Raw genomic sequence first — 20,687 nt, 5'->3', positions numbered from 1 at the left:
GTGATGGGGTGTTTTGATCAGGAGGGAGGGGCAGAAAAGGTGTAATTGTATAAAGGTGCTGAGGAATTGAACTGACTGCTGGTCCAGCGAAAGGATTTATGCTGTTGGGTAGGCTTTTGAGGAGCTATTGGTGTTGTTTTGGTTTTTTGTTGAACAACAGGTTTTGTTGATTTTTCAGGCGGTGGTGTTTGTAGGTTTTCTATTTCGGTATGATTTAAAGAACCTGCATGAACACTGTTTGAAATTTCTGTTGCATCTTCGTTTATAAAGGAAATATAGGCCTCTATGCGGCTTCCAGCTAGGCTGGGGTCTATTGCGACTACTTCTCTGCCTTCATGTCTTCTGGATCCGCTCATCACCGCAGTAGAGACTTTTGCGTCAGGAAAATGGATCAATAGCATGGCACGGTCGTTTCTATGTTCCCAGAGTAGGTCGGCAGGGACTTCCCATTTGAATTCTATCCCATGTTCATGGTTGGAAATCTCGGTTTTAGCTGCTGGTAAGAGGTTTCCCATGCTAACAAGGGCTTTTGTATAGTCCATCGTGATGTTTGGATATACGCCCTGTACAGCGTGTTTTTTGTTATAGGAAACTGCTTCATTGTAGAAGTTTCTATCTGTTCCAACAGTGATTAACCTAAATCCAGTACGGATAAAGTTTAAGTGTGGTCTTAGGAACTCGTTTATGACCGTCATTTTCTGACAATTGGCTTTTCTAGCAGGGCTTAGTGGCTTGTCGCTATGTCCGATTACCCTGACAATAGGCTTTCCGTTTAATATATAACCGACCAGGTTGCCCACTCGGCCAGAAAATCCTCCAAATAATCCATTGTTTAATTTTCCCATATTTTTTGGTTTTAGTTCATTTACTGTTGTTTGTAAGTGTAAGATACTGAATCCTTTCAGGATAAGTTCATAATGAGGCTTATTTAAATTAATAGTTACAAGGGCTTCAAATAAACCTTATTAGGTCTATTTGACCTAATAAGGACCTATCAACCACCTATGGAAGATTAAGTAAAGACTTTGGAAATGTATCCGCATGTTGGTGTCATATGGGGAGGAGAGGTAACTGCAGAACATAGCTGCAATCTCAAATCATCACCTTTATAATGCTTATCCAAAGAATAACATGGGGGTAGTTTTGGATTGATTTCACCTCTTACCATCCGATAAATAAAGAGTAATTCTAGGGGGAAATTTGGTCTGAAGTACTAATAGGGCATCTTTTCAATAATTCTCTGCCCACCTTTCATCTTTAATGATTTCATAGTTAAAGAAGAATATTTTTGATGTTTTAATTTATCGCATTGTCATATAACTTTTCACCAGGTTTTAAATGAAGGGATATCAGGCTGTCAATGGCTGTATTACTATGTCCTGATCCATCTGCAGGACATTCATAAAATGCCCAATCAAATGCATATTTAGGTTTAGAACCGAACCTAATAGATAAACTATTACTGCTATTATGAGTTACGCTTATAGGGAATCCAGACATTGTAGCTATATCCATATAAATTATATCCTTATTGTTTACATGGTATTCTTTATTAAACAACCCAGTTCTGCTGAAATCTCTGGGTTTTATTCCAGTCGGCTTATCTATAATGATCAAATAAGGGTGGTTACTTTGTTCTATGTTAATATCAACCGTTCTATCTAAATATAGATGTGAAATAAAAAGCAAGGCTAATAACCCAGCCTCAATTACAGAAATCCAAAGCAATTTTATCTTTTTGAAATTCACTAAGCCGTAATCAATCAGTGATGCAATTGTGGCAATAAACATTGCACCTAAGGGGAGTATTCCACCCAAGCTACTTCCTCCGGTTAGCCTACTGTAATTGTACAATGTAGGAATGCCCCAAATAAAAACCACAGGAACTAAAAATAAAAATAGAGTCGGTTTATTTTTAAACCTGTTTATTACTCCCTTAATCATACATCTTACTGCCATTTCCAGTCGAGCTGTACAACATGTTTATTTTGGTTTTTGATCATTACATTTACTATGTCATTTAGTGCAGAAACGGTTTTAGGAATGATCAAGTTAAGTCGGGTACTCAATTTTAAAAAGTAATAATCTTTAATTTCATTCACCTTATATAGTACGTATGTTTAATTATAAATCTTTAATGTAATTGGATTCTTCGATTTCCTAAAATTATGTAATTTGTCGTGATGAATATACATTTTTATTGAATCAGCGATCAATAGGAGTGTATCTTTCTTTTGCTCACATTTACCATCTAGAAAACTAGTAGAAGATCCGGGACCATCACTATACGATATGCTAAATTCATTGTATTTATTCCATTTGGTAATTCTAAAAGTGGTATCCTGTAAATTAAAGCTCCATTGATCAAAATGTTCTTTATATTGATTGCTCATTTCTGAAGTAAAAAGCCAGTAGGTGATTGCAGGTGCGATGATACAATTGATGAAGAACAAAGGACTGTAGACTCTTTTGGTAAAGAATAATATACCTCCAATGATAATATTGACGATAAAAGCAAAAGGTACAACAATATAGATGACCATTGCCGATCCTGGCCCAAGATCTGAATTTATGGCCCAAAGCCAGATGACCAGAATGTCAATAAGTACGAGGATTAATGAATATTTAAAGACTTTTGGGGATGAAAATTTCATATTAAGGGGAGTGTAAGTATTGATCCGTCATGTGGCAATTATATGGCTGTTGCAAGTAGCTTTCTTGTTCTTTGAGTACCGTACTGACGTAGAGCTTCCCTAAAATAGCTTGTGTTCATATCGGTTACCTTTTTGTACAAGTTCTCTAAAACTCTTGGTTGGTCTTCTTCGAGGTCTTTCAAATTATTCAACAACTCAATAAAGATGAATTCTTTTGTAAGATGGTTCGGAAATGAGGTCTTCTTTTTGAATACGAACTTGCGATTGCCTAATTTATACTCACCACTTCTGGAATGATTGTACAGCTGGATTGTACCGGGCTTAGGCTGTTTTTTTAAAGTTTTTGTTTTAGACATTCTATAAATGCTTCACACAAATATACTGATTAGAAATTCTATACGCTCTACAGATGGTTTTTTGTGAAACTAACATATCACTTGTTTTTTGATGTAATTCTTAGTTATTATATTAGATGTGATCCATTTCAATCCATGATACACTGATGTTGTGGTTTGTAGCTCTCGGTGTTTTATCCAGAAAGGTAACTGTAATACCATTAATTGTTGGTGAAATATTATATGGCGTAATGATTAGCGTCTTGCTGTCATTTGGAGCAGTTTTGTTGGCAAACTTATCAGCACTTCAAAACGATTATCTGATCGGGTATAGCAGCTTAAAATAGCCTCTGTGCCATAAGTATACAACAGTCTCTGTCTGATGTTATCCAATCCGAAGTGAATGCCAATATCTCAACACCGGTATTGATTAGATTTATGGTTTTAATCTCAAACTCCGCTTCAGTTATTTTAATGGTAATGGTGGCTGGATGATCCGCTTCAGACAGGTTCCCATGTTTGAAAATGTTTTCCGTTAAGGTGACCAATACCATAGGAATAAAATTGATCAGTTGTTTATAAGCTTGAATTGCATCATTTTGTGCTGAGGTATATAAAAATAGACCTATAAAAATTGAATAGACGTATAAGATGCTTCTATTGTAGTAGAAAATAAATAAATTAGTAATTTGAGTGCAGTACTATAGTGGATTATTTTTCTTTAAATAATATTGGTTGTTTGCTGCCTAATAGGAAGTTGTCTCGGTAGAAAATAAAACCTAGAGGTTATCAAAACCATTGTAGTAGCCAAAATTATCAAAGGTGACTTGATCCAGTATGGATCTGCCTGTATCTCTGATCACCTCATTGATCTCGACAAGAGCAGAGTTTTGAGCAATTTCCGCTGCTCTAGGTATGGTTGCCAGATAGGCATCTGTCGCTTTTGGCAATACCCTGTATAGATCCGAAAAGGCGGTAGGTTCACCACTTATTAGTTTGTAAAATTGGTCTCCCGAAATTTTGTTCACTCGGCTATGACTATACTCTTTACCATTGATGATACTAGTCCATTTGTTGTCAAAACTATCGGTTGCTAAAATCTGTACCCAGTAACAAGTAGATTTTTTATATGTATCAGCGTATTTGGCAAGTTTTTGAAAAAGTGCCTCAGCTGCACTGCTATTCATCGTATTGTGCTTATTCTTAATATCTGCGAAAAGAGTATCGTCATTGGCTTTGATGTCAAATCCGCTCAGATTTCCTACCTCGAAACCATCAATTCCACCAAGTATTTGTTCATGAAAAGTACCTATAGAATTGTTGATTGATTTGTCAATCTGTCTTAATATCTCTGACTCGATTAGTGCCTCCTCATCAATATCATTGAACTTGGTGTCAAAGGTGAGTTTGATTGTATCGACTTTGTTTTTATAGAAATCCTTTTTGGAAACATTATTCTTTGCTCGAATATAAGAGTTATGGAGGTTGGCGATGCACTTTAGAAGATGCTCATCTGTAATGTAACTTAGAAAGGTATTGGACATAATGCTGATTTATGCGGCTAAAGTAATAAATGCTTTTGGTTTTTGCGGTAACTACAGTTTGAAAAATAACACCTGCCTGATGAAGAGAAACTGATTAGGGTTGTAATTTCGGGAAGATCTCTTAATAAGGACCGGTACGGGTGTTTATTAAGGGCATTGTAGGGTGAGAATTTAGAATTCGAACAAGGAGGATTTTTCAATTTCTGACGCTAATTTTAAACAGCCTAGTTCGATTATATTCTCTGTATTCAGGTTCATTATAGTAGTGTGTAAAGCTGCAACTAGGCCAAAGTAAAAATTTTCGTAACCTGTTAAGCGATGCCAAAAATCTGCACCAACAAAAACTGGGTGTATTTTATCTATCTCTTTGTAATGTAGACTGAGTTCAGTCGTTTCACCATAAATAACACCAACTATAAAACTCGAATTACTTATACCCGAAAACGCAATGTTGGTTCTAGCACGATTAATAATTTCAGTAAATTTTTTAATTAATGGTTCCACGTCTTCAGAATTAATAGTATTTGGTCCTGATTTTAGCTGACACCACCTATCAACATTATCTTTTAAATCGAAAAACTCAATATCCATTCCTTTAAGTAGAGAGCCTTTGGCTAACTCAAGTTTTACAAACATTTTCTGAATTCGTGTACCAAAAGAAGTGTTAATTGATGTACTTAATACCCTTGGATAATAAAGAGCCTTGGCAACGCCCAAAGGTGTATAACCATTTTCCAACATTTTGGAAAGATACTTTACAACTATAGGGTTGATTTTATAAGCTTTTAATCTTGAGTTTGTTTTAATAGATGCACTAATGTGGTTTTCGAGTATATCTGTTTTTATATAGCTAACAATTTTGTTGATTAATTCGATTTCCGTTAAAACAATCATGTTTTCTGTAGATTAATATTCTTTTTTTGGTGAGAGCTCTTTTAATACTCTGGCTAAAGATATTAATAAAAAATGAGTTTTTATAACTATTTTCTGATAATAATTTAAGTTATTGGGAATCGTCAAGTTTTACTAAGCACTTATCAATTCCTCATTTTGTTTGCTCACCTCATTTAAAAATTCAACAATACTTTGCCCAATTGCTTTACCCAAGTTAATAGGTACAGCGTTACCGATTTGTTTGTATTGTGCCGATACTGGGCCTGCAAATTTCCATTCATCAGGAAAAGTTTGTATGCGAGCATATTCCCTTACAGTGAATGGGCGGGTTTCATCAGGATGGCAACGTTCAGTTTGTTTTTGTGCCGGGCTACAGGTCAAAGTTAGTGATGGCTCATCCCAGCTAATGCGGCGAGCCATACCTGTTTTGCCCCCCCCTAAGAAGAAGCTTTTTTGCATGTATTCTTTTTGGATATCCAATGGCAAGTCTCTCCAGTAGCCACCTGGAGGAACCAGATCTAATACTTTCTTTTTGGAGGCTGGATATTTAGTGCCTGGTGACTCTGGCACATCGCAATTAAATAACTTGCCTTTTTTTAATGCATCGCTTAAGTTTAAAACTTTTTTGTTGGGGATAGGATAATTAAAGTCGATATCAAGGTCTTTACGTACACCAACCAATATTAATCTTTCTCGTTTTTGCGGTACGTTGTAGTAAATAGCTTTGAGCACTTTAGGATCGATTACCCGATAGCCAATTTCATCCAGGATGGCGATCATCGTTTTAAGGGTACGGCCCCCATCGTGGCTTTGCAAGCCTTTTACATTTTCACCAATACAAATTTTAGGTTTTGTTTCTTGCACTGTACGGGCGAATTCGTAAAACAAAGTTCCTCTGGCATCCTGAAAACCGAAGCGTTTACCTGCATAGCTAAAAGCCTGACAAGGAAAACCTCCAGTAACAACATCCACTTGATGAGCGAACTCGCTAAATGAAATGTTTCTGATATCCCCTTCAAGTACATTCCATTTAGGGCGATTTTCTCTAAGTGTAGCGGCCGCATATTTGTCGATTTCGTTTAAGGCAACGCATTTTAAGCCTGCTTGCTCCATGCCTATGGCTAAGCCTCCTGCACCTGCAAATAATTCGAGTACAGTATATTCATCGCTTGGCTGCGGTTCTTGATGGGTAGTGTGGATGTTCATGGCTTTAACTTCGTCGAAAATATCTAACTGGCTTCTTTTGTAGTATCGGTAATTACTCATTGGTTCACGAAAAGCGGGGAGTTTCCCTACATTATCCCAACGGCGGATGGTTTCCTTGCTTTTACTTAAAAGCACTGCAACATCCTCCAATGAAAGTTTTTCGTCTGTAACCATATTATACAACCTTATACATGGTTACAAATATACAAAGGTGAATTAGATTTATAGTTATACTAATAAAATTAGTTTTCCACAATCATTGTTATTCATATCAATGCAGGGATGGGTTCTACTTTAGCTGATTCAATATACAATACAACTTGGTTTACACACTTTTCCAGACTTTTAGTTACTTCATGATCCCAAAACCGCATTACGGTATAGCCCGCATTTTCAATTTGTTTTTGATTGGCCTTGTCGCGTTGCATATTGCGTTCAATTTTTGGAATCCAGAATTGTGTATTGCTTTTGATACTTTGTTTTTTTTGCTCCCATTGGAAACCATGCCAAAAGCTACCATCTACAAATATAGCTAGTCTGTATTTATTGATTACGATATCTGGCTTGCCAGGCATGTTTTTTACATGAATTCGAAAACGAATATGCTTTGCCCATAAAGCTTTTCTCAAAAGTACTTCAGCCTTAGTGTTTTTACCTCGGATTTTAGACATTAATTTGCTACGTTGGCTAGTGGTGTAAAAACCAGAAGCCTCCTCAAAGCGGGGTACTTTGATTGGGTTTTCAACGTTTGGGTAATTTTTGCTAACCATAATTTAATAACGAGATTTTAAACAGATTAGTTTTTAAAAGCACTTCTTCTTTTAATAGCTTGTGACACTTGTACCAGCTTCATTTCGTGGTTCAATATGTTCAGAGTAAATAGCTAAGGCGTTGTAGTGTTTGGGTATAAGTAATGTCACTTATCTATAATTTATCAGATTACGGTAGAGAAAGTTTCTTTATAAGATTTGGATGTTTTTTAAGATAGTGATCTGCGTCAGTTGTCTTTGGCATTCTTTTGACTTTTGGTGCTCAACTCTTTGATTTTTATCGTCAAAATTTATTTGTCCTGGTGAGTTTCATTATAAGGGGATTTATTCATTGGTTTTTCATACTTCTTCATAAAATTTTCTTAATTTTCACAAAATAATATTTTAGAATGGATAGCTGGAAATATTTAGAAAATTAATTATTGAAATTCAGAAATGAAAGGAATTGGGAACAGTTCCATAAGAGGCAAAGAACAAGACATATTAGCACTCATACTGAAGAAGATGTCTTTGTACGTAATGAACTCTTTAAAAAGTTCGTGCCAAGAGTCTATAACAACCAATGTAGTTTTATAGGAATGAGACTTTCTAGTGCGTTTGGACATTCATTTGTCGATGATTGTAGCCACAGGGAGATGAAGATATGTTGGCTTATACCGTATCATCAGCTTTAAGTAGCACCAAAGTAAACTCTGACGTTCCTGAGATCTTAGAGGAGGTTCCTTATATAATTTAAAATTCTTTTAAGGTATTTGTTAGAAGTCAGTTTTTTAAATGGAAAATGAAAAGCTCGAACTATAAGAACTTATCTTAAACTTTTCTAAAATTACTCGATATTTAATTGTAAAATTAGATTACCTTAAACTCGAGCCTGATTTAATGAACGACTTGAATTCTTTTATCGAAAGTGAACTTACCCATAGAGTGTCTGATTATAGTATTTCGCCCAATTATATCTTGGAACATTACGGTGCGGAAAGGCAAAACATTGAAGCTTATAATGGGCGGCAATTGCTAGAGATGTTGCAAAATGCAGATGATGCCTCATCCTCAGCAGAGAAGAAAAAAGCCGCGTTGTTCCTTCAAGATGGTGTACTCCGGATATCTAATAATGGGGAGCCTTTCGATAAAGAAGGGTTTACTTCACTTATGTATATCCACCGTAGTTACAAACCCATGAAAAAGGATATGATCGGACAAAAAGGTCTTGGCTTCCGATCAATATTGAGCTGGGCAAAGAGTATTTTGATTCAAAGTGGTCAATATCATATAGGTTTTTCCCAACAGCGCGCAGAATCTTTTTTAAAAGATTTAATTAAAAATTATCCATCGATTTACGAATTTCTAAAGCTGCAATCAGAGGAAAAGTATCCGATCGCCATATTGCGGATTCCAGAAATTGTTGAAAAGGAAAAAACGACATACGATTATGATACTAGCATCATCATAGAACTAAAAGAACAGGAAACAGAAAACGAAGTCATTGACCAGATGGAAAACATGATTTCTATGGAGACCATGTTATTTCTAAAGAATCTCGATGAGTTAGAAATTAAAAGTCCCAAGCAACATATCCTGTATAGTCGGAAAATTAAGGAGAACCAGATTCTGGTGGAAAAAACAAATCTCTTATCAGGTGTGAAAACAGTAAAGACATGGTATCTCAATAAGGTCACTGGCACGCATAAAAAGAAAAACTACGAATTAGCTATCGCCTGGAATGATCAGCTGGATGATCAGAGTAATCTGCTTTATAGCTATTTTGAAACACAAGTCAAGTTTCCATTCCCTGCAATCTTACATGGGACGTTTGAACTTACAGCAGACAGGAATTCTATCACCAACGACACGGCTGGCCATAATAAGTTTTTGATCGGAGTGCTAGCTGATCTGTTAGTTGATACAGCGATTGTTATTGCCAATAAAAGTGAGCTAGTATCCTACGAGCCGCTGATGCTATTAGATATTGACTTCGAAGCGATTGACCCTAGGTTACAGGCCTTAGGCTTTAAAGAATTACTTTTTGCCAACATAAAAAGCAAGGCATTATTCCCAAATGTTAACGGAAAATATATCAAGCATGAAAGAGAACCGGTTTTTTATAAATCACAAGTGGCAGATATTATAAATGGGCCTGATGTTTCCGATTTATTAATTACCAGTGTTGACCAGGGAGTGATCGATCTTTTAAACGCGCTTGAAAGTTTTGAATATTCGCTATCGAAAATATGTGAGATCATATCAGCTAGGGTAAAAACACTTAACGCGGAAAAGGCTGCTCAACTACTCCATTTTCTCTTTACTGAACCTATTTATGCAAAGGATTTAAAAAGCAAGGACTTTGATAAAGGGAAATATTCACCATTATTGATAAATTCTAAAAACGAACATATTTCTGGCGATGATCAAATCTTTGTGCAAAACGAACAAGGTAGTACATTTGATCTGCCAAGATCGATCAATATCAGTTTCATCAGTAACACTTTGTATGCTGAGTTGTTAAAGAGGTATGGTGACGACAACTATAGCTTGCTGTTGAGTCATTTGCGATGGTTGGGTGTCAAAGTTTATTCATTTCGAGATATCGTACTAACTGTTATTACGCATTATGCAAATGCTGATAATATGGATATGGTCTTGGAAGGCCATCACTACCTGTATCAATTGTTTAAATTGGAACAGGAGAAAGGTATCCCCGAACAAATCAATACGCAATTGCATGTGAATGCTATCAGTCAAAAGAATAAGATTATTTCTGTCAAATCATTATATTTTGGAAAGTATCATGGCAATGACCTTGCCGAACATTTATACAGTTATGATAAGAATAAAATATTGGCATCTTACACCGATTTCGGATTAGAGGGTGAAGATAGCCACTTGGTAACTGCTTATTTTAAATGGTTAGGTGTAGCATTTTTACCACGTTGTTACAAAAAAGAGATAACTGCCACCAACCCTCATTATGCCGGTTATAAAGAACACATATTAAGAGGTTATGATTACCGCAATCCTCTAGATCCTTATCACGAAAGGTACAAGGATTATAATCATCTGGCCTCTGAATTGATATCCGTTGATGAGATTCAGGTAGCGGAATACGACGAAATCGAAATAATCCTGCTTAGGTCGCGCCCAGAATATATTTTCAAATGGATTAATAGTTCGATGGATCTGCGTTCAACTTTAGAGAGCAATCAAGAGATCTACCCTTCATCTGTTACGAAGTTGACCATAAAATCAAAGGTTTACCAAAGAGAATTTTCTATGGCCAAAATGCGATCTTTCACCAGATGGGTGGTTTCTACAACGCCATGGTTACCTGTAGATTCTGTGGTGCAAAAGGGGGCACCTGATAAATGTTGTTTATCTAAGACCATCACCAAAGACTACAGCCCTTATGTAGAAAAACCAAAGATTGACCTAGAGAAAATAGCTGAAAGGATCAATGTTTCCCAAGATATACTTGAAAACTACCTAGTACTCATCGGTGTTCACAAGGATATCAGTTCTTTTTCAACGAACACGTTATATGATATGCTCGCTTCTCTGGAAAAGGCCGATACGAAACGAACGGTTGGTTCCACTATTTATAGGGAAATTACCAGTAACTATAATGAGTCTAAAATAGATATCCAGCACCCCGCCTATTTGAAATTCTTAGAAGACGGCAAGGTACTTTGTAATAAAGGCAATGAAATGGACTATTTCAAGGTCAATGAATCTTATTATATCAACACGAAAAATTTCGGCAATAATATTTTAAAAAGGTTCGCACTTATCGCGGTTGACAAAAAGAGGGGGGCTCAAAAGGTAAGGAAGATGTTTGGCGTACAGCCACTGCAGAACATTTCGTTCAATATTTTTGGGGAACTGGAATACCATCACTTAAACCCAAAGTTCGAAGAAGAGATCGTTAGGTTTAAGGCATTGATCTATGCGCTCCGGATGAATGTTGACAGCACAGGAGATATCAAAAATAGGATTAAACGAACAAAGATACATTTGGTCGAACGGATATCTGCGGATTTTATCCACGCTGGGAACAAAGAGGACTTTGTTCTAGAACCCTTTGAGTTTGTCAACAAAAAAGGGAAATATTATTTACTAATCCCTGCTGGAATGGATGATCTAGATGAACTCAGATACAGTATCGCTATGGGCGATGCGGTCGCTGAAATTTTTACGTCTGTGATAAATACGGAGGAGTATAGGTCATTCATCAGGGAATTATACTCTACTAGGGAAATCAACCGCGAGGAACTCTTATTAAAAGAAATACAGTTAGAGAATAACGATATCATCATAGCCGCCAAATATGAACTGAATATTGTAGACGACATACGCTTATCTTTTTGGCGGGCGTTCGCGCTTGCTTCGGTGAAGCATATAAAATCGGAAATCAGCAATGAAGCCAAGTTAAGTCAATTCCTGAGTAGTAAATTGAAACTGGAGAAACCTCTGTTAGAAGTGCTGGTTAATATAGAAACCTATTCCAGTTTATCTGATCTAACCAACCAACAGATATTTTATGACCTGTTCCAACAGTTTAAATTGGACTTTACAACTTTCTCCCGTCACTTTACTGGTTTAGATTTTATTTTACTCTTCAAAAATAGATACGAAGATCTTAAGACTACTTATAAACCTGTGTTCATGCAGGCTCTGTATGAGTCCTGTTTGGACACAGGAAAATTAGAAGTTAAAAAAAAATATTTCAGTATCGTTAAGAAATATGACAATGGCAGATTTATTACGTCAGATAGATACCAAATTGATATGATGAAGTACTTTAAAGCACAGGTCAAAAAACACCATCAAATTGAGTTAAACGACCAAGGATCGTTGTTTTCATGCAATGATATCATCAAAGAGCACATTCAACTGCTAGGTACTGAGAATGTGAGGATACCAGAATTGTTATTGGAAAGCGAAGAACTTCTGGCTATGGTGCTTTTTTACGAGACTGTCGAAATAAAGAGGCTCATTGAAAAGTTCAATCAAAAAGAAGCCAATGCCTCTGTTGAGATGAAAGGGGGGAAACAAATTAAGATCAAGGGTAACATATTTACTTTTTCCGACTATCAATCCTTGGCGGAGCAGCTAGCACAAACTACAGATTTCAGTAAATTTGAGATTCAGATTAGTCACATCTTAAAAACTGAATTACCAGGTAAAGGAAATAAAGGTAGTGGTAATTCTAGAGGTAAGAGAAGCGTCAGATTCAATACGGGCAATGAGGAACTGATTGGCTTTATTACGGAGTTTTTCGCCTATAATCAACTCATCCAAAAATACACAGACGAAAAGGTAGAGTGGGTCTCAGAAAATGCTTTCAGAGCAATCAATGCCTATACAAGCGAGGCTGGAAAAGGTTATGATATTGAGTTGGAAGAAAATGGAAAAGTCAGGTACATTGAAGTGAAAGGGGTGGCCAATATACGGGATGGTTTCAAGATGACTGCAAATGAAATGGCTAAGGCAATGGAATACCCTGACAAATACGACCTTTTGATCGTAGAGAATCCGTTGGAAGAAATACCCGTTTTTAGGTACATCAGATCTCCATTCAGATTCAAGAAGGAAGAATCATTGTTATCCAATAAAAAGATGAATGTCTTGAATGATAATTTTATCATTAAATTTAAATGGGAAGCTTGATTTTATGAGGTTTAGAGGGTGTAAAAGGGTATGTAAAATAAACTGCGTCTCTAAGTTAATAATTAACAAGTCGACAGTTTATTTTACACCCTCTTTTTAATTTGCAGAATTGAAATCCTTATTAATGTTATCAACAACTTTCTGAATGGCAGCAAATATAATTTTGGATTCGGCAGTAAAAAATTCTCTTCTAGGATCATCCCTGTAGTTGTCTAGTATCTGGTGGATTTCTTTTTCTGCTTTTCTACAATCTGCTACATTCCATTCATTCATAACCATGTATTGGTCAGGGATGCTTGTTTTTGAAAGTTGTTTTGCCCTTTCATCCGGTGAGTTAGTAGTTAAACCAATCTTGAAGGTGTTTTTAGGAAGATAAGCGTTCCGCATCATATAGATATAACCAGAATTTTGCCCATCATATTCTTTTTTGGTTTTATCTGAGATAATTAAATCATCAGTTTTTGCTTCAAAGTAAGTTTCTTTTCTATTAACCCATGTTTTTCCAGTAATCTGTTCTCCATTTTTGTTCTCACCGATTTCGTCTACATTTAGTTTCTTCCAAAATCCTGATTTTTCTACCTTAAATTTATCATCCCTAATCACAAGCCTATTTGGAGAGAATTTGCCATTTTGGTTCAAAACCCAAAGAGTTTTGGTAAATATTTTGAATCTATTTTCTACATTTTTTAGCTCTCTTCTCTTTAAAGGTGTATTTACGCTTTCTTTATACTTGGTATCGTGCTCCTCACATATTATTTTATCTTCAAAGGTGTTATAATAGGTAGGTAAAAATAATACCGCTTTGGCTAACTCAAAGATAGGCTGATAACTATCAAGACCTTTAATTTGTTCTTTGAATAACTCTTCATGATTAGCGTCTTTGAATTCACCTGTTTGATTGATAAAAGCATCTAGCTCATCAGTCATCACCTTAAATGCCTTTCCGATATCCTTTGCAACATATTTTCCATCAATTACTTTTTGAACAAGATCAAACCTACAGCCAACGAAAGTTTTCCATAGGTTTGGATTGTTATTTAGCTGTACAGCCTCTAACTTTACATTTTTATCGGGATCAATACCAATTTTACCTGGGACATTAGAAGGAGGTATTTCTTCAAGGGATTCTGTGATTTTTTCCGTATCAATGACTTCACCTGCTAAAAATAATACAGTTACTTCATTAACATGTCGAACTATTGACACTCCACCAATTACAAATTCTTTTCCATCTTCAGACTTAAATGTTGTTTCTTTTATATCTGCCCCAATATTATAATTAAAGATTATATCTTCTTCTAAATTATCCAATATCGATTCTGTTTCGATATCAAACGCCTCCGAGGTATAATGTTTGAAAAAATCGGCCAAAGATAGAAGATAGTCTTCTTCTTCTAGAAGCTCAAAGTACATTATAGACTTGTCGTATGTAAAAAAAGCTTCTATAAGATTGAACATCATTGGCATTGATCTAAGTCCAAATTTGACGAGGCGTCCATTGAATTCACGCAAGTAATGTCTTATTTCCTTGTCCATGCTCAATCCAATGCCATTATTATTTTGAACATATCCGGTTTTAGAAGCTTTTTCATACTTTTCCTGAATTACTTTCTTTATAGTAGGATTGATCTCATTCATCATTTTATGAGAACTTATCATTTTTTCATACTCAGGAGTTCCCTTTTCTGGAATAATACCCTGTGCAATTTCTATCCTTCTTTTTCTATGTTCTTTCATTTACCTGATAATTTATTTGACTTAGTAGATCTTTTCTGAAAGCATGTTGGGAATATTCTTAAGTTGATTTCTATTGTTTATCCATTCTGTTGCGGAATTATTTTCCAAAGCCTGATCGTATTTTATGTTGAAAAACTCTGAAGTTTTTTTTAATCATAGAAGACATTTTTTTGTCTTGGAATCTCACAAGTAATTGTAAGATTTGCGAAATTCTAAAGTAGTGATATTTGCTGTGAGGCTTAATTTTATGGTTTTTTACTCATCAAGAGTATTCAACCTTAAATCTTTATAGAGTTTAGTGAAAAATTCACCTGGGGTTTTGTTGTAAGCCAATTCAATAAGATACAATTCTTCAGCAAGTAGTTCTGAGCTGATCTTATTAGAGAGATCACGTAACCGTTCTACTGTAATTCCTGTTTTTGCTGAGATTATTGCTCTACTATTTTCTTCGTTTAATAGAAGAAATCCTAAATCTGTTGAGGTATTTTCAAGTTTTTTGTTTTTCAACCTTTTCTGCCAATCAGGATTTAGTTTTGTCTTTGGGAAGACTTTTGTAAGCATATCAACAATATCTGAATTAATAGCTCTATGTATACGGTAAAAGGTATCCGCTGGTAATCTTGATGTAATTCCACTTGATAGTTTACTTAGATCAGGTGCTCTTAATCCTGTGATTTTACAGATATCTGTGCTCTTTAGAGATTGATTTGCAAGATAGGCACCTAATTCATTTTGGTCTGCTGATTTTTTCAATAGCTTTTTTAATAAAAATAGCCTTAAAACACTCTAGAGCCAATTATCTCTGCTTTTGTTTCTTTTGTTTAATGTTTTTGTTTTATAAAAGAAATAAAACAGATATATTCGTATATGAAAAATGGTTTAACTTAAGTTAACCTGTTTTGTTAAAATGTTAATTGAAGAGTCATTGTTGATGAATTCTCATAGGATAACTGAATAAGAAGGTCTAAAGACTCTTGAAAATTGCGAGCAATAAATTAATTAACGGTCATTTTTAAATAAATAAAGTACTGAACCATGAACTCGTATCCAATATCCCTTTTCGAATTAATTATTTGTCCACCTGAGTGATTTGATATTGAGCCAAAATTACTTGTATAACTTCTACTGATTTTCTATCGATGTTATGCAATTAATAGCACAATAATCTCAGAATACTAACCAATAAATCTTAAAACTATATGAAAAAAACGATACAAATAATCGTAATGGCCGCGCTTTGCCTAAATTTTAACCTGAATGCGCAAGTAACGAAGACCACAACTTCCCAACGGAATGTTCCAGTAAAAGGGAAGGTTGTTGATGAGGGAGGGCTGGGGATACCTGGGGTCTCCATAAAGCTGAAGGGAACTGCACGTGTAGTAAGTTCAAACACTGATGGAGACTTTATCATTGATGTTCCCGAAAACACGGTCTTACAAATTAGTCATATTGGCTATATCAGTAAGGAAGTCACAGTAAATAATGAAACTAAATCAATACGTATTTTTCTGAAAGCTGATTCCAGGCAACTTAAGGAAGTTACTGTCAGCACAGGTTACCAAACCTTGCCGCGGGAAAGGGCGACAGGCTCCTTTGAAGTCATTGATAATAAACTGTTCAATCGCACTACTGGAACTGATGTGTTTTCCAGATTGGATGGGATAACCACGGGCATCTTATTTGATAAAAATAACTCGGGTTTAGTAAAAAGCCCTTATGCCGGAATGCGAATTAGGGGAATCAGTGGGTTCAGGGGCACTAAGCCCTTAATTGTGGTGGATAATTTTCCTTATGAAGGAGATCCCAACAACCTTAATCCAAATGATGTGGAGAGCATCACGATCTTAAAAGATGCAGCTGCAGCTTCTATATGGGGGACACGTGCGGGTAATGGTGTTATTGTGATTACGACAAAAAAGGGAAAACTGAATCAATCCTTACGTCTGAGCCTGAATAGTAATGTAACAGTAATGGATAAACCTGATCTCCATTATTTAAAAACAATGAACAGCTCGGATTTAATTGATGTAGAAATAATGCTGTTTAATAAAGGCCACTACGATAGTAAGCTCGATCCTAAGAGCCCATTTTCTGTATTGACTCCTGTTATAGAGCTTCTTGCAAAGACGCGGCCAGGTGGTTCACTAAACCTTGATCAGGCTAAATTACAAATAGATGCATTGCGGAATAATGATGTCCGTGATGATTTTCTAAAATATTTATATAGGAAAGGTATCAATCAGCAATATGCGTTGAATGCCCTATGGGGTGATGCAAAGTCTAATTATTCACTTTCATTAGGTTACGATAAGAACCTGGAAAGTCTTCGGACCAACGATTATAACCGAATCACTGTTCGTTTTAATTCTACCATTAAACCACTAAAGAATTTAGAACTAGAGACCGGTGTTTTTTACATAAAAAATAACGATCGGATACAAAGTACAGCAGCTTCTGTTCAATACGGGAATGTAGATTTAGGATCTGAAAGAGGAATAGTTCCCTATGCCATGCTAGCGGATGATCAGGGAAATCCTTTGCCATTTGATAAAAACTTTAGAGGTGGATATACAGATACCGTAGGTTATGGACGGTTGTTGGATTGGAAATACCGTCCTCTGGAGGATATGAAGATGAATTCTAATATTGGAAGTTCACAGGATATTCTTTTAAATTTTGGAGCCAGATATACCATAAGCCCGATACTTACTGCAGATCTTAAATATCAATACGAGAAAACGAATGGGGAAAACAATGACCTGTATGGACGAAATTCATTTTACGTTCGCAATCAGGTGAACGCGTTTACTCAATTTAACAAGCAGGGAATCACCTTAAGACCTATGCCTTTAGGGGACATTTTGACCAGGAGCAATCATGAATTTAATGCCCATACGCTTCGGGGCCTGATCAACCTGAATAAAACCTGGAATGATAAACACCAGCTTGCTGTTCTTACAGGAACAGAAATTAGAGAAACTCATTCAATTATAAGCGGGAGTAGATTATATGGTTATGATCCGAATACCCTGACCTTTCAGAATGTTGATTTTGTAACGGTATTCCCGCTTATAAATAGAGAGTATGGGGCTGCAACTATTAAAAATGTAGACCAATCAGCATTTAACGATAATCTATATCGCTTTGTATCGCTATTTGCGAATGCCTCCTACACTTATCACGACAAGTACATTGTTTCTTTAAGTGCACGTAAGGATCAAGCGAACCTTTTCGGTGTGGCCAGTAATAAAAGGGGTACACCGCTGTGGTCGGCTGGTACTTCATGGGTAATTTCTAAGGAAGGGTTTTATAATTCTGAATTATTGCCTTATCTAAGACTCAGAATGACCTATGGCCATAGCGGTAGGGCCGAGGAGTCAGTTCCAGCCTATGCAACGGTGAGTTATCTGCCGGGAAGTACGCCAACAAATTATCCATATGCGCTGAGTAACAATCCACCGAATTCTCAACTGAGGTGGGAGAAAATAGGCATGTTTAATCTGGGGCTGGATTATTCGTTTAGGAATAACAGGATAACCGGCAGTGTGGAGTATTATAACAAGCGTTCTAAGGATTTAATTGCCGCTGCACCTGTTGATCCGAGTACGGGCTTTCAGAGTTTGTTACACAATAGTGCCGAGATTCATGGGCAAGGTGTAGATGTCCAGTTGAACACCATAAATCTTCCTGTAGGTGATTTTCAATGGACTACAAACCTGCTGTTCAGCTATAACAAGTCTATAGTTGCCAAATACTTTTTAAAGAATAGTGATGTGGGAAATTATGTCCGTAATGGAGGCAGAGCAAATGCAGTAGTTGGTATGGACTATTATGCATTGTATGCCTATCCCTTTGCAGGGCTTGATCCTACTAACGGTGATCCAATGGGTTATTTAAATGGTGAACCGAGTAAAGCTTATGTCGACATACTGCGGGCAAATGCGCCGATTTCCGATATCAAGTATTTTGGTTCAACACGTCCTCGTTATTTTGGAGCTGTTCGCAATGATTTTTCATGGAAGGGATTTTCATTGTCCATGAAAATAAGCTATAGGTTTGATTACTTCTTCAGGAGGGAGGGAATTAACTACGGTTATTTATTTGATTCGAGTTTTGGACATGCTGATTTTGCAAATAGATGGCAGCAACCTGGAGATGAGAAAAGAACTACTGTGCCTTCCATGATTTATGGAGATCCTGTACAGTATTATAAAGATCAGTTCTATGCTCTGTCCTCAGCATTAATCGAAAAGGGAGATAACATACGCCTGGATGATGTTAACTTGAGTTATACCTTTCCAAAACAGCAGCTTTTTCTAAAAGAGCTAAAGCTCTTTGCTAATGTATACAATGTCGGCATCCTTTGGAAGGCAAATAAGGTGGGATTAGATCCTGATTATGGAACGGGAAATAACATCCCTCCATCACGCACAATGGTGTTCGGGCTCACCGCAAATTTCTAAACAGAATCTTATGTCTAATCAAAAATATACACTCATGAAGACTAAAAAAATATTTATCGTTTTGCAATTTTTCTGCTGTTTGTCATTTACATCCTGTCAGAAGTTTTTGGATGCTAAACCTGATAAAAAACAGGTGATCCTAAGCTCACTAAAAGATTGTCAGGCCTTACTGGATGATTATCGTACCATGAATGCCAGCTTTCCTTTTGATGGAGAGGTTTCGGCTGATAATTACTATCTCCTAGGTTCTGCCTGGCTGGCCTTAAGAGATGTAAAAGATAGAGATACCTATATATGGAGCCCTATGGGAGAGCATTTCATCTCTCAATGGTTAAATCCTTACAAGGTGATCTACAATGCCAATTTAATTCTGGAGACATTGGATAAATTGCCTAAGGGGCAAGGCCAACAGAAGGAATGGAACGAAATAAAAGGTGCAGCTTTGTTCTATAGGGCTTATGCTTTTTATCAGGTAGCAGTTTTATTTGCACAGCCCTACAAGGCAGAAACTGCCAATCGACTTCCAGGAATCCCTATTCGATTAACTCCGGACCTTGCTTTTCAATCAGAGAGAGGAACCCTGCAACAAACTTATAGTCAGATCATTGAAGATTTAAAGGAATCCCTGGAATTGTTGCCTACAAATCAAATTTTGCCAGTAAGGCCAAGTAAGGCAGCAGCTTACGCTGCCCTTGCACGTACTTATCTGACCATGGAAGATTATGGGAAAGCAGGGGCCATGGCAGATGAATGTTTGAAGCTCAAAAATGCATTGATCAATTACAATGACTTAAACTTAAACTCCGCAGCACCAATGAAGCAGTTTAATGAAGAAGTTATTTTTCATTCTGTGGCTTTAACTGCAACTCCCTTGGCCATTAGCATCTGTAAAGTAGATCCAGATTTAATGCTTTCCTATGTCAGTCCTGACTTGAGGAAGAAAGCTTTTTTTAAGCTGAATACCGACAACTCTTATTCATTTAAAGGGAATTATGATGGTAAGGCCAATGGGATTTTATTTAATGGATTGACAACTGCGGAAATTTATCTCATTCGGGCAGAATGTAATGCCAGGGCAGAAGATGTAGCAGGCGCTATGCGGGACTTGAACACCCTTATGCGCAACCGATGGGATAAGAATATTACCTACATTCCTTTCGTTGCGTTAAATGCGCTGGATGCTTTAAAACAGGTGCTACAAGAACGCAGAAAGGAATTGGTGTTTAGAGGTTTGCGTCTTACGGATTTAAGGAGACTGAATTCAGATCCGCGTTTTGCAATATCCATTGCCCGTAAGCTAACCATCGAAGGAGTAGAGCAAACCTATTCATTACCAGCAAATGATCCAAGATATACACTGTTGATCCCAGAACTGGTGATGCAGTCTACCAACATGATTCAAAACCCTAGACCCTAGATAAGC

The 20,687-nt window shown here is 36.4% G+C and carries 13 protein-coding genes; 3 read left to right on the top strand and 10 right to left on the bottom strand.

Going from position 1 to position 20,687, the window contains the following annotated elements; genetic code table 11:
* Positions 1 to 17: 17 nt before the first annotated feature.
* The 8 genes from R2S10_RS19000 to R2S10_RS18965 all read right to left on the bottom strand — a co-directional run bounded on the left by R2S10_RS19000 (position 18) and on the right by R2S10_RS18965 (position 7,403).
* Positions 18 to 845: a DUF6266 family protein gene (locus R2S10_RS19000; protein ID WP_316841992.1), complete on the bottom strand. Its 828-nt coding sequence runs from the start codon at positions 843 to 845 to the stop codon at positions 18 to 20.
* A 451-nt stretch (positions 846 to 1,296) separates the two neighbouring features.
* Positions 1,297 to 1,944, bottom strand: a complete 648-nt coding sequence (locus R2S10_RS18995; protein ID WP_316841991.1) for a hypothetical protein — start codon at positions 1,942 to 1,944, stop codon at positions 1,297 to 1,299.
* Between the two features lie 176 nt (positions 1,945 to 2,120).
* Entirely contained in the window at positions 2,121 to 2,654 is a 534-nt protein-coding gene (locus tag R2S10_RS18990; RefSeq protein ID WP_316841990.1) for a hypothetical protein, read from the bottom strand.
* 38 nt (positions 2,655 to 2,692) lie between these two features.
* Entirely contained in the window at positions 2,693 to 3,010 is a 318-nt protein-coding gene (locus tag R2S10_RS18985; protein WP_316841989.1) for a hypothetical protein, read from the bottom strand.
* A 758-nt stretch (positions 3,011 to 3,768) separates the two neighbouring features.
* On the bottom strand, positions 3,769 to 4,533 hold the full coding sequence (locus R2S10_RS18980) for an Eco47II family restriction endonuclease (RefSeq protein WP_316841988.1): 765 nt from the start codon (positions 4,531 to 4,533) through the stop codon (positions 3,769 to 3,771).
* Positions 4,534 to 4,704: 171 nt separating this feature from the next.
* Positions 4,705 to 5,427: a PmeII family type II restriction endonuclease gene (locus R2S10_RS18975; RefSeq protein WP_316841987.1), complete on the bottom strand. Its 723-nt coding sequence runs from the start codon at positions 5,425 to 5,427 to the stop codon at positions 4,705 to 4,707.
* 132 nt (positions 5,428 to 5,559) lie between these two features.
* On the bottom strand, positions 5,560 to 6,807 hold the full coding sequence (dcm, locus tag R2S10_RS18970) for a DNA (cytosine-5-)-methyltransferase (RefSeq protein WP_316841986.1): 1,248 nt from the start codon (positions 6,805 to 6,807) through the stop codon (positions 5,560 to 5,562).
* A 92-nt stretch (positions 6,808 to 6,899) separates the two neighbouring features.
* Positions 6,900 to 7,403 carry a very short patch repair endonuclease gene (locus R2S10_RS18965; RefSeq protein WP_316841985.1) on the bottom strand — a complete coding sequence of 168 codons (504 nt, stop codon included), beginning with the start codon at positions 7,401 to 7,403 and terminating at the stop codon, positions 6,900 to 6,902.
* An 879-nt stretch (positions 7,404 to 8,282) separates the two neighbouring features.
* Between R2S10_RS18965 and R2S10_RS18960 the strand changes: the two genes are divergently transcribed.
* Entirely contained in the window at positions 8,283 to 13,064 is a 4,782-nt protein-coding gene (locus R2S10_RS18960) for a DUF3883 domain-containing protein (protein ID WP_316841984.1), read from the top strand.
* A gap of 96 nt (positions 13,065 to 13,160) precedes the next feature.
* Here the strand turns inward: R2S10_RS18960 and R2S10_RS18955 are convergent, their stop codons facing one another.
* Positions 13,161 to 14,801, bottom strand: a complete 1,641-nt coding sequence (locus tag R2S10_RS18955; protein ID WP_316841983.1) for a GIY-YIG nuclease family protein — start codon at positions 14,799 to 14,801, stop codon at positions 13,161 to 13,163.
* Between the two features lie 255 nt (positions 14,802 to 15,056).
* On the bottom strand, positions 15,057 to 15,554 hold the full coding sequence (locus tag R2S10_RS18950; protein ID WP_316841982.1) for a hypothetical protein: 498 nt from the start codon (positions 15,552 to 15,554) through the stop codon (positions 15,057 to 15,059).
* Positions 15,555 to 16,000: 446 nt separating this feature from the next.
* Between R2S10_RS18950 and R2S10_RS18945 the strand changes: the two genes are divergently transcribed.
* Together R2S10_RS18945 and R2S10_RS18940 are read left to right on the top strand one after the other, a co-directional pair.
* A complete protein-coding gene (locus R2S10_RS18945; RefSeq protein WP_316841981.1) occupies positions 16,001 to 19,264 on the top strand; it encodes a SusC/RagA family TonB-linked outer membrane protein in 3,264 nt (1,087 codons plus the stop codon).
* A 34-nt stretch (positions 19,265 to 19,298) separates the two neighbouring features.
* Complete coding sequence (locus R2S10_RS18940) at positions 19,299 to 20,681, top strand: RagB/SusD family nutrient uptake outer membrane protein (RefSeq protein ID WP_316841980.1); 1,383 nt, start codon at positions 19,299 to 19,301, stop codon at positions 20,679 to 20,681.
* Positions 20,682 to 20,687 lie beyond the last annotated feature (6 nt).

Source organism: Pedobacter gandavensis (genome assembly GCF_032678745.1).
GTDB lineage: Bacteria > Bacteroidota > Bacteroidia > Sphingobacteriales > Sphingobacteriaceae > Pedobacter > Pedobacter gandavensis_C.
Note: the sequence above shows the minus strand (reverse complement) of the source record. Positions and strands in the feature narration are given on the sequence as shown.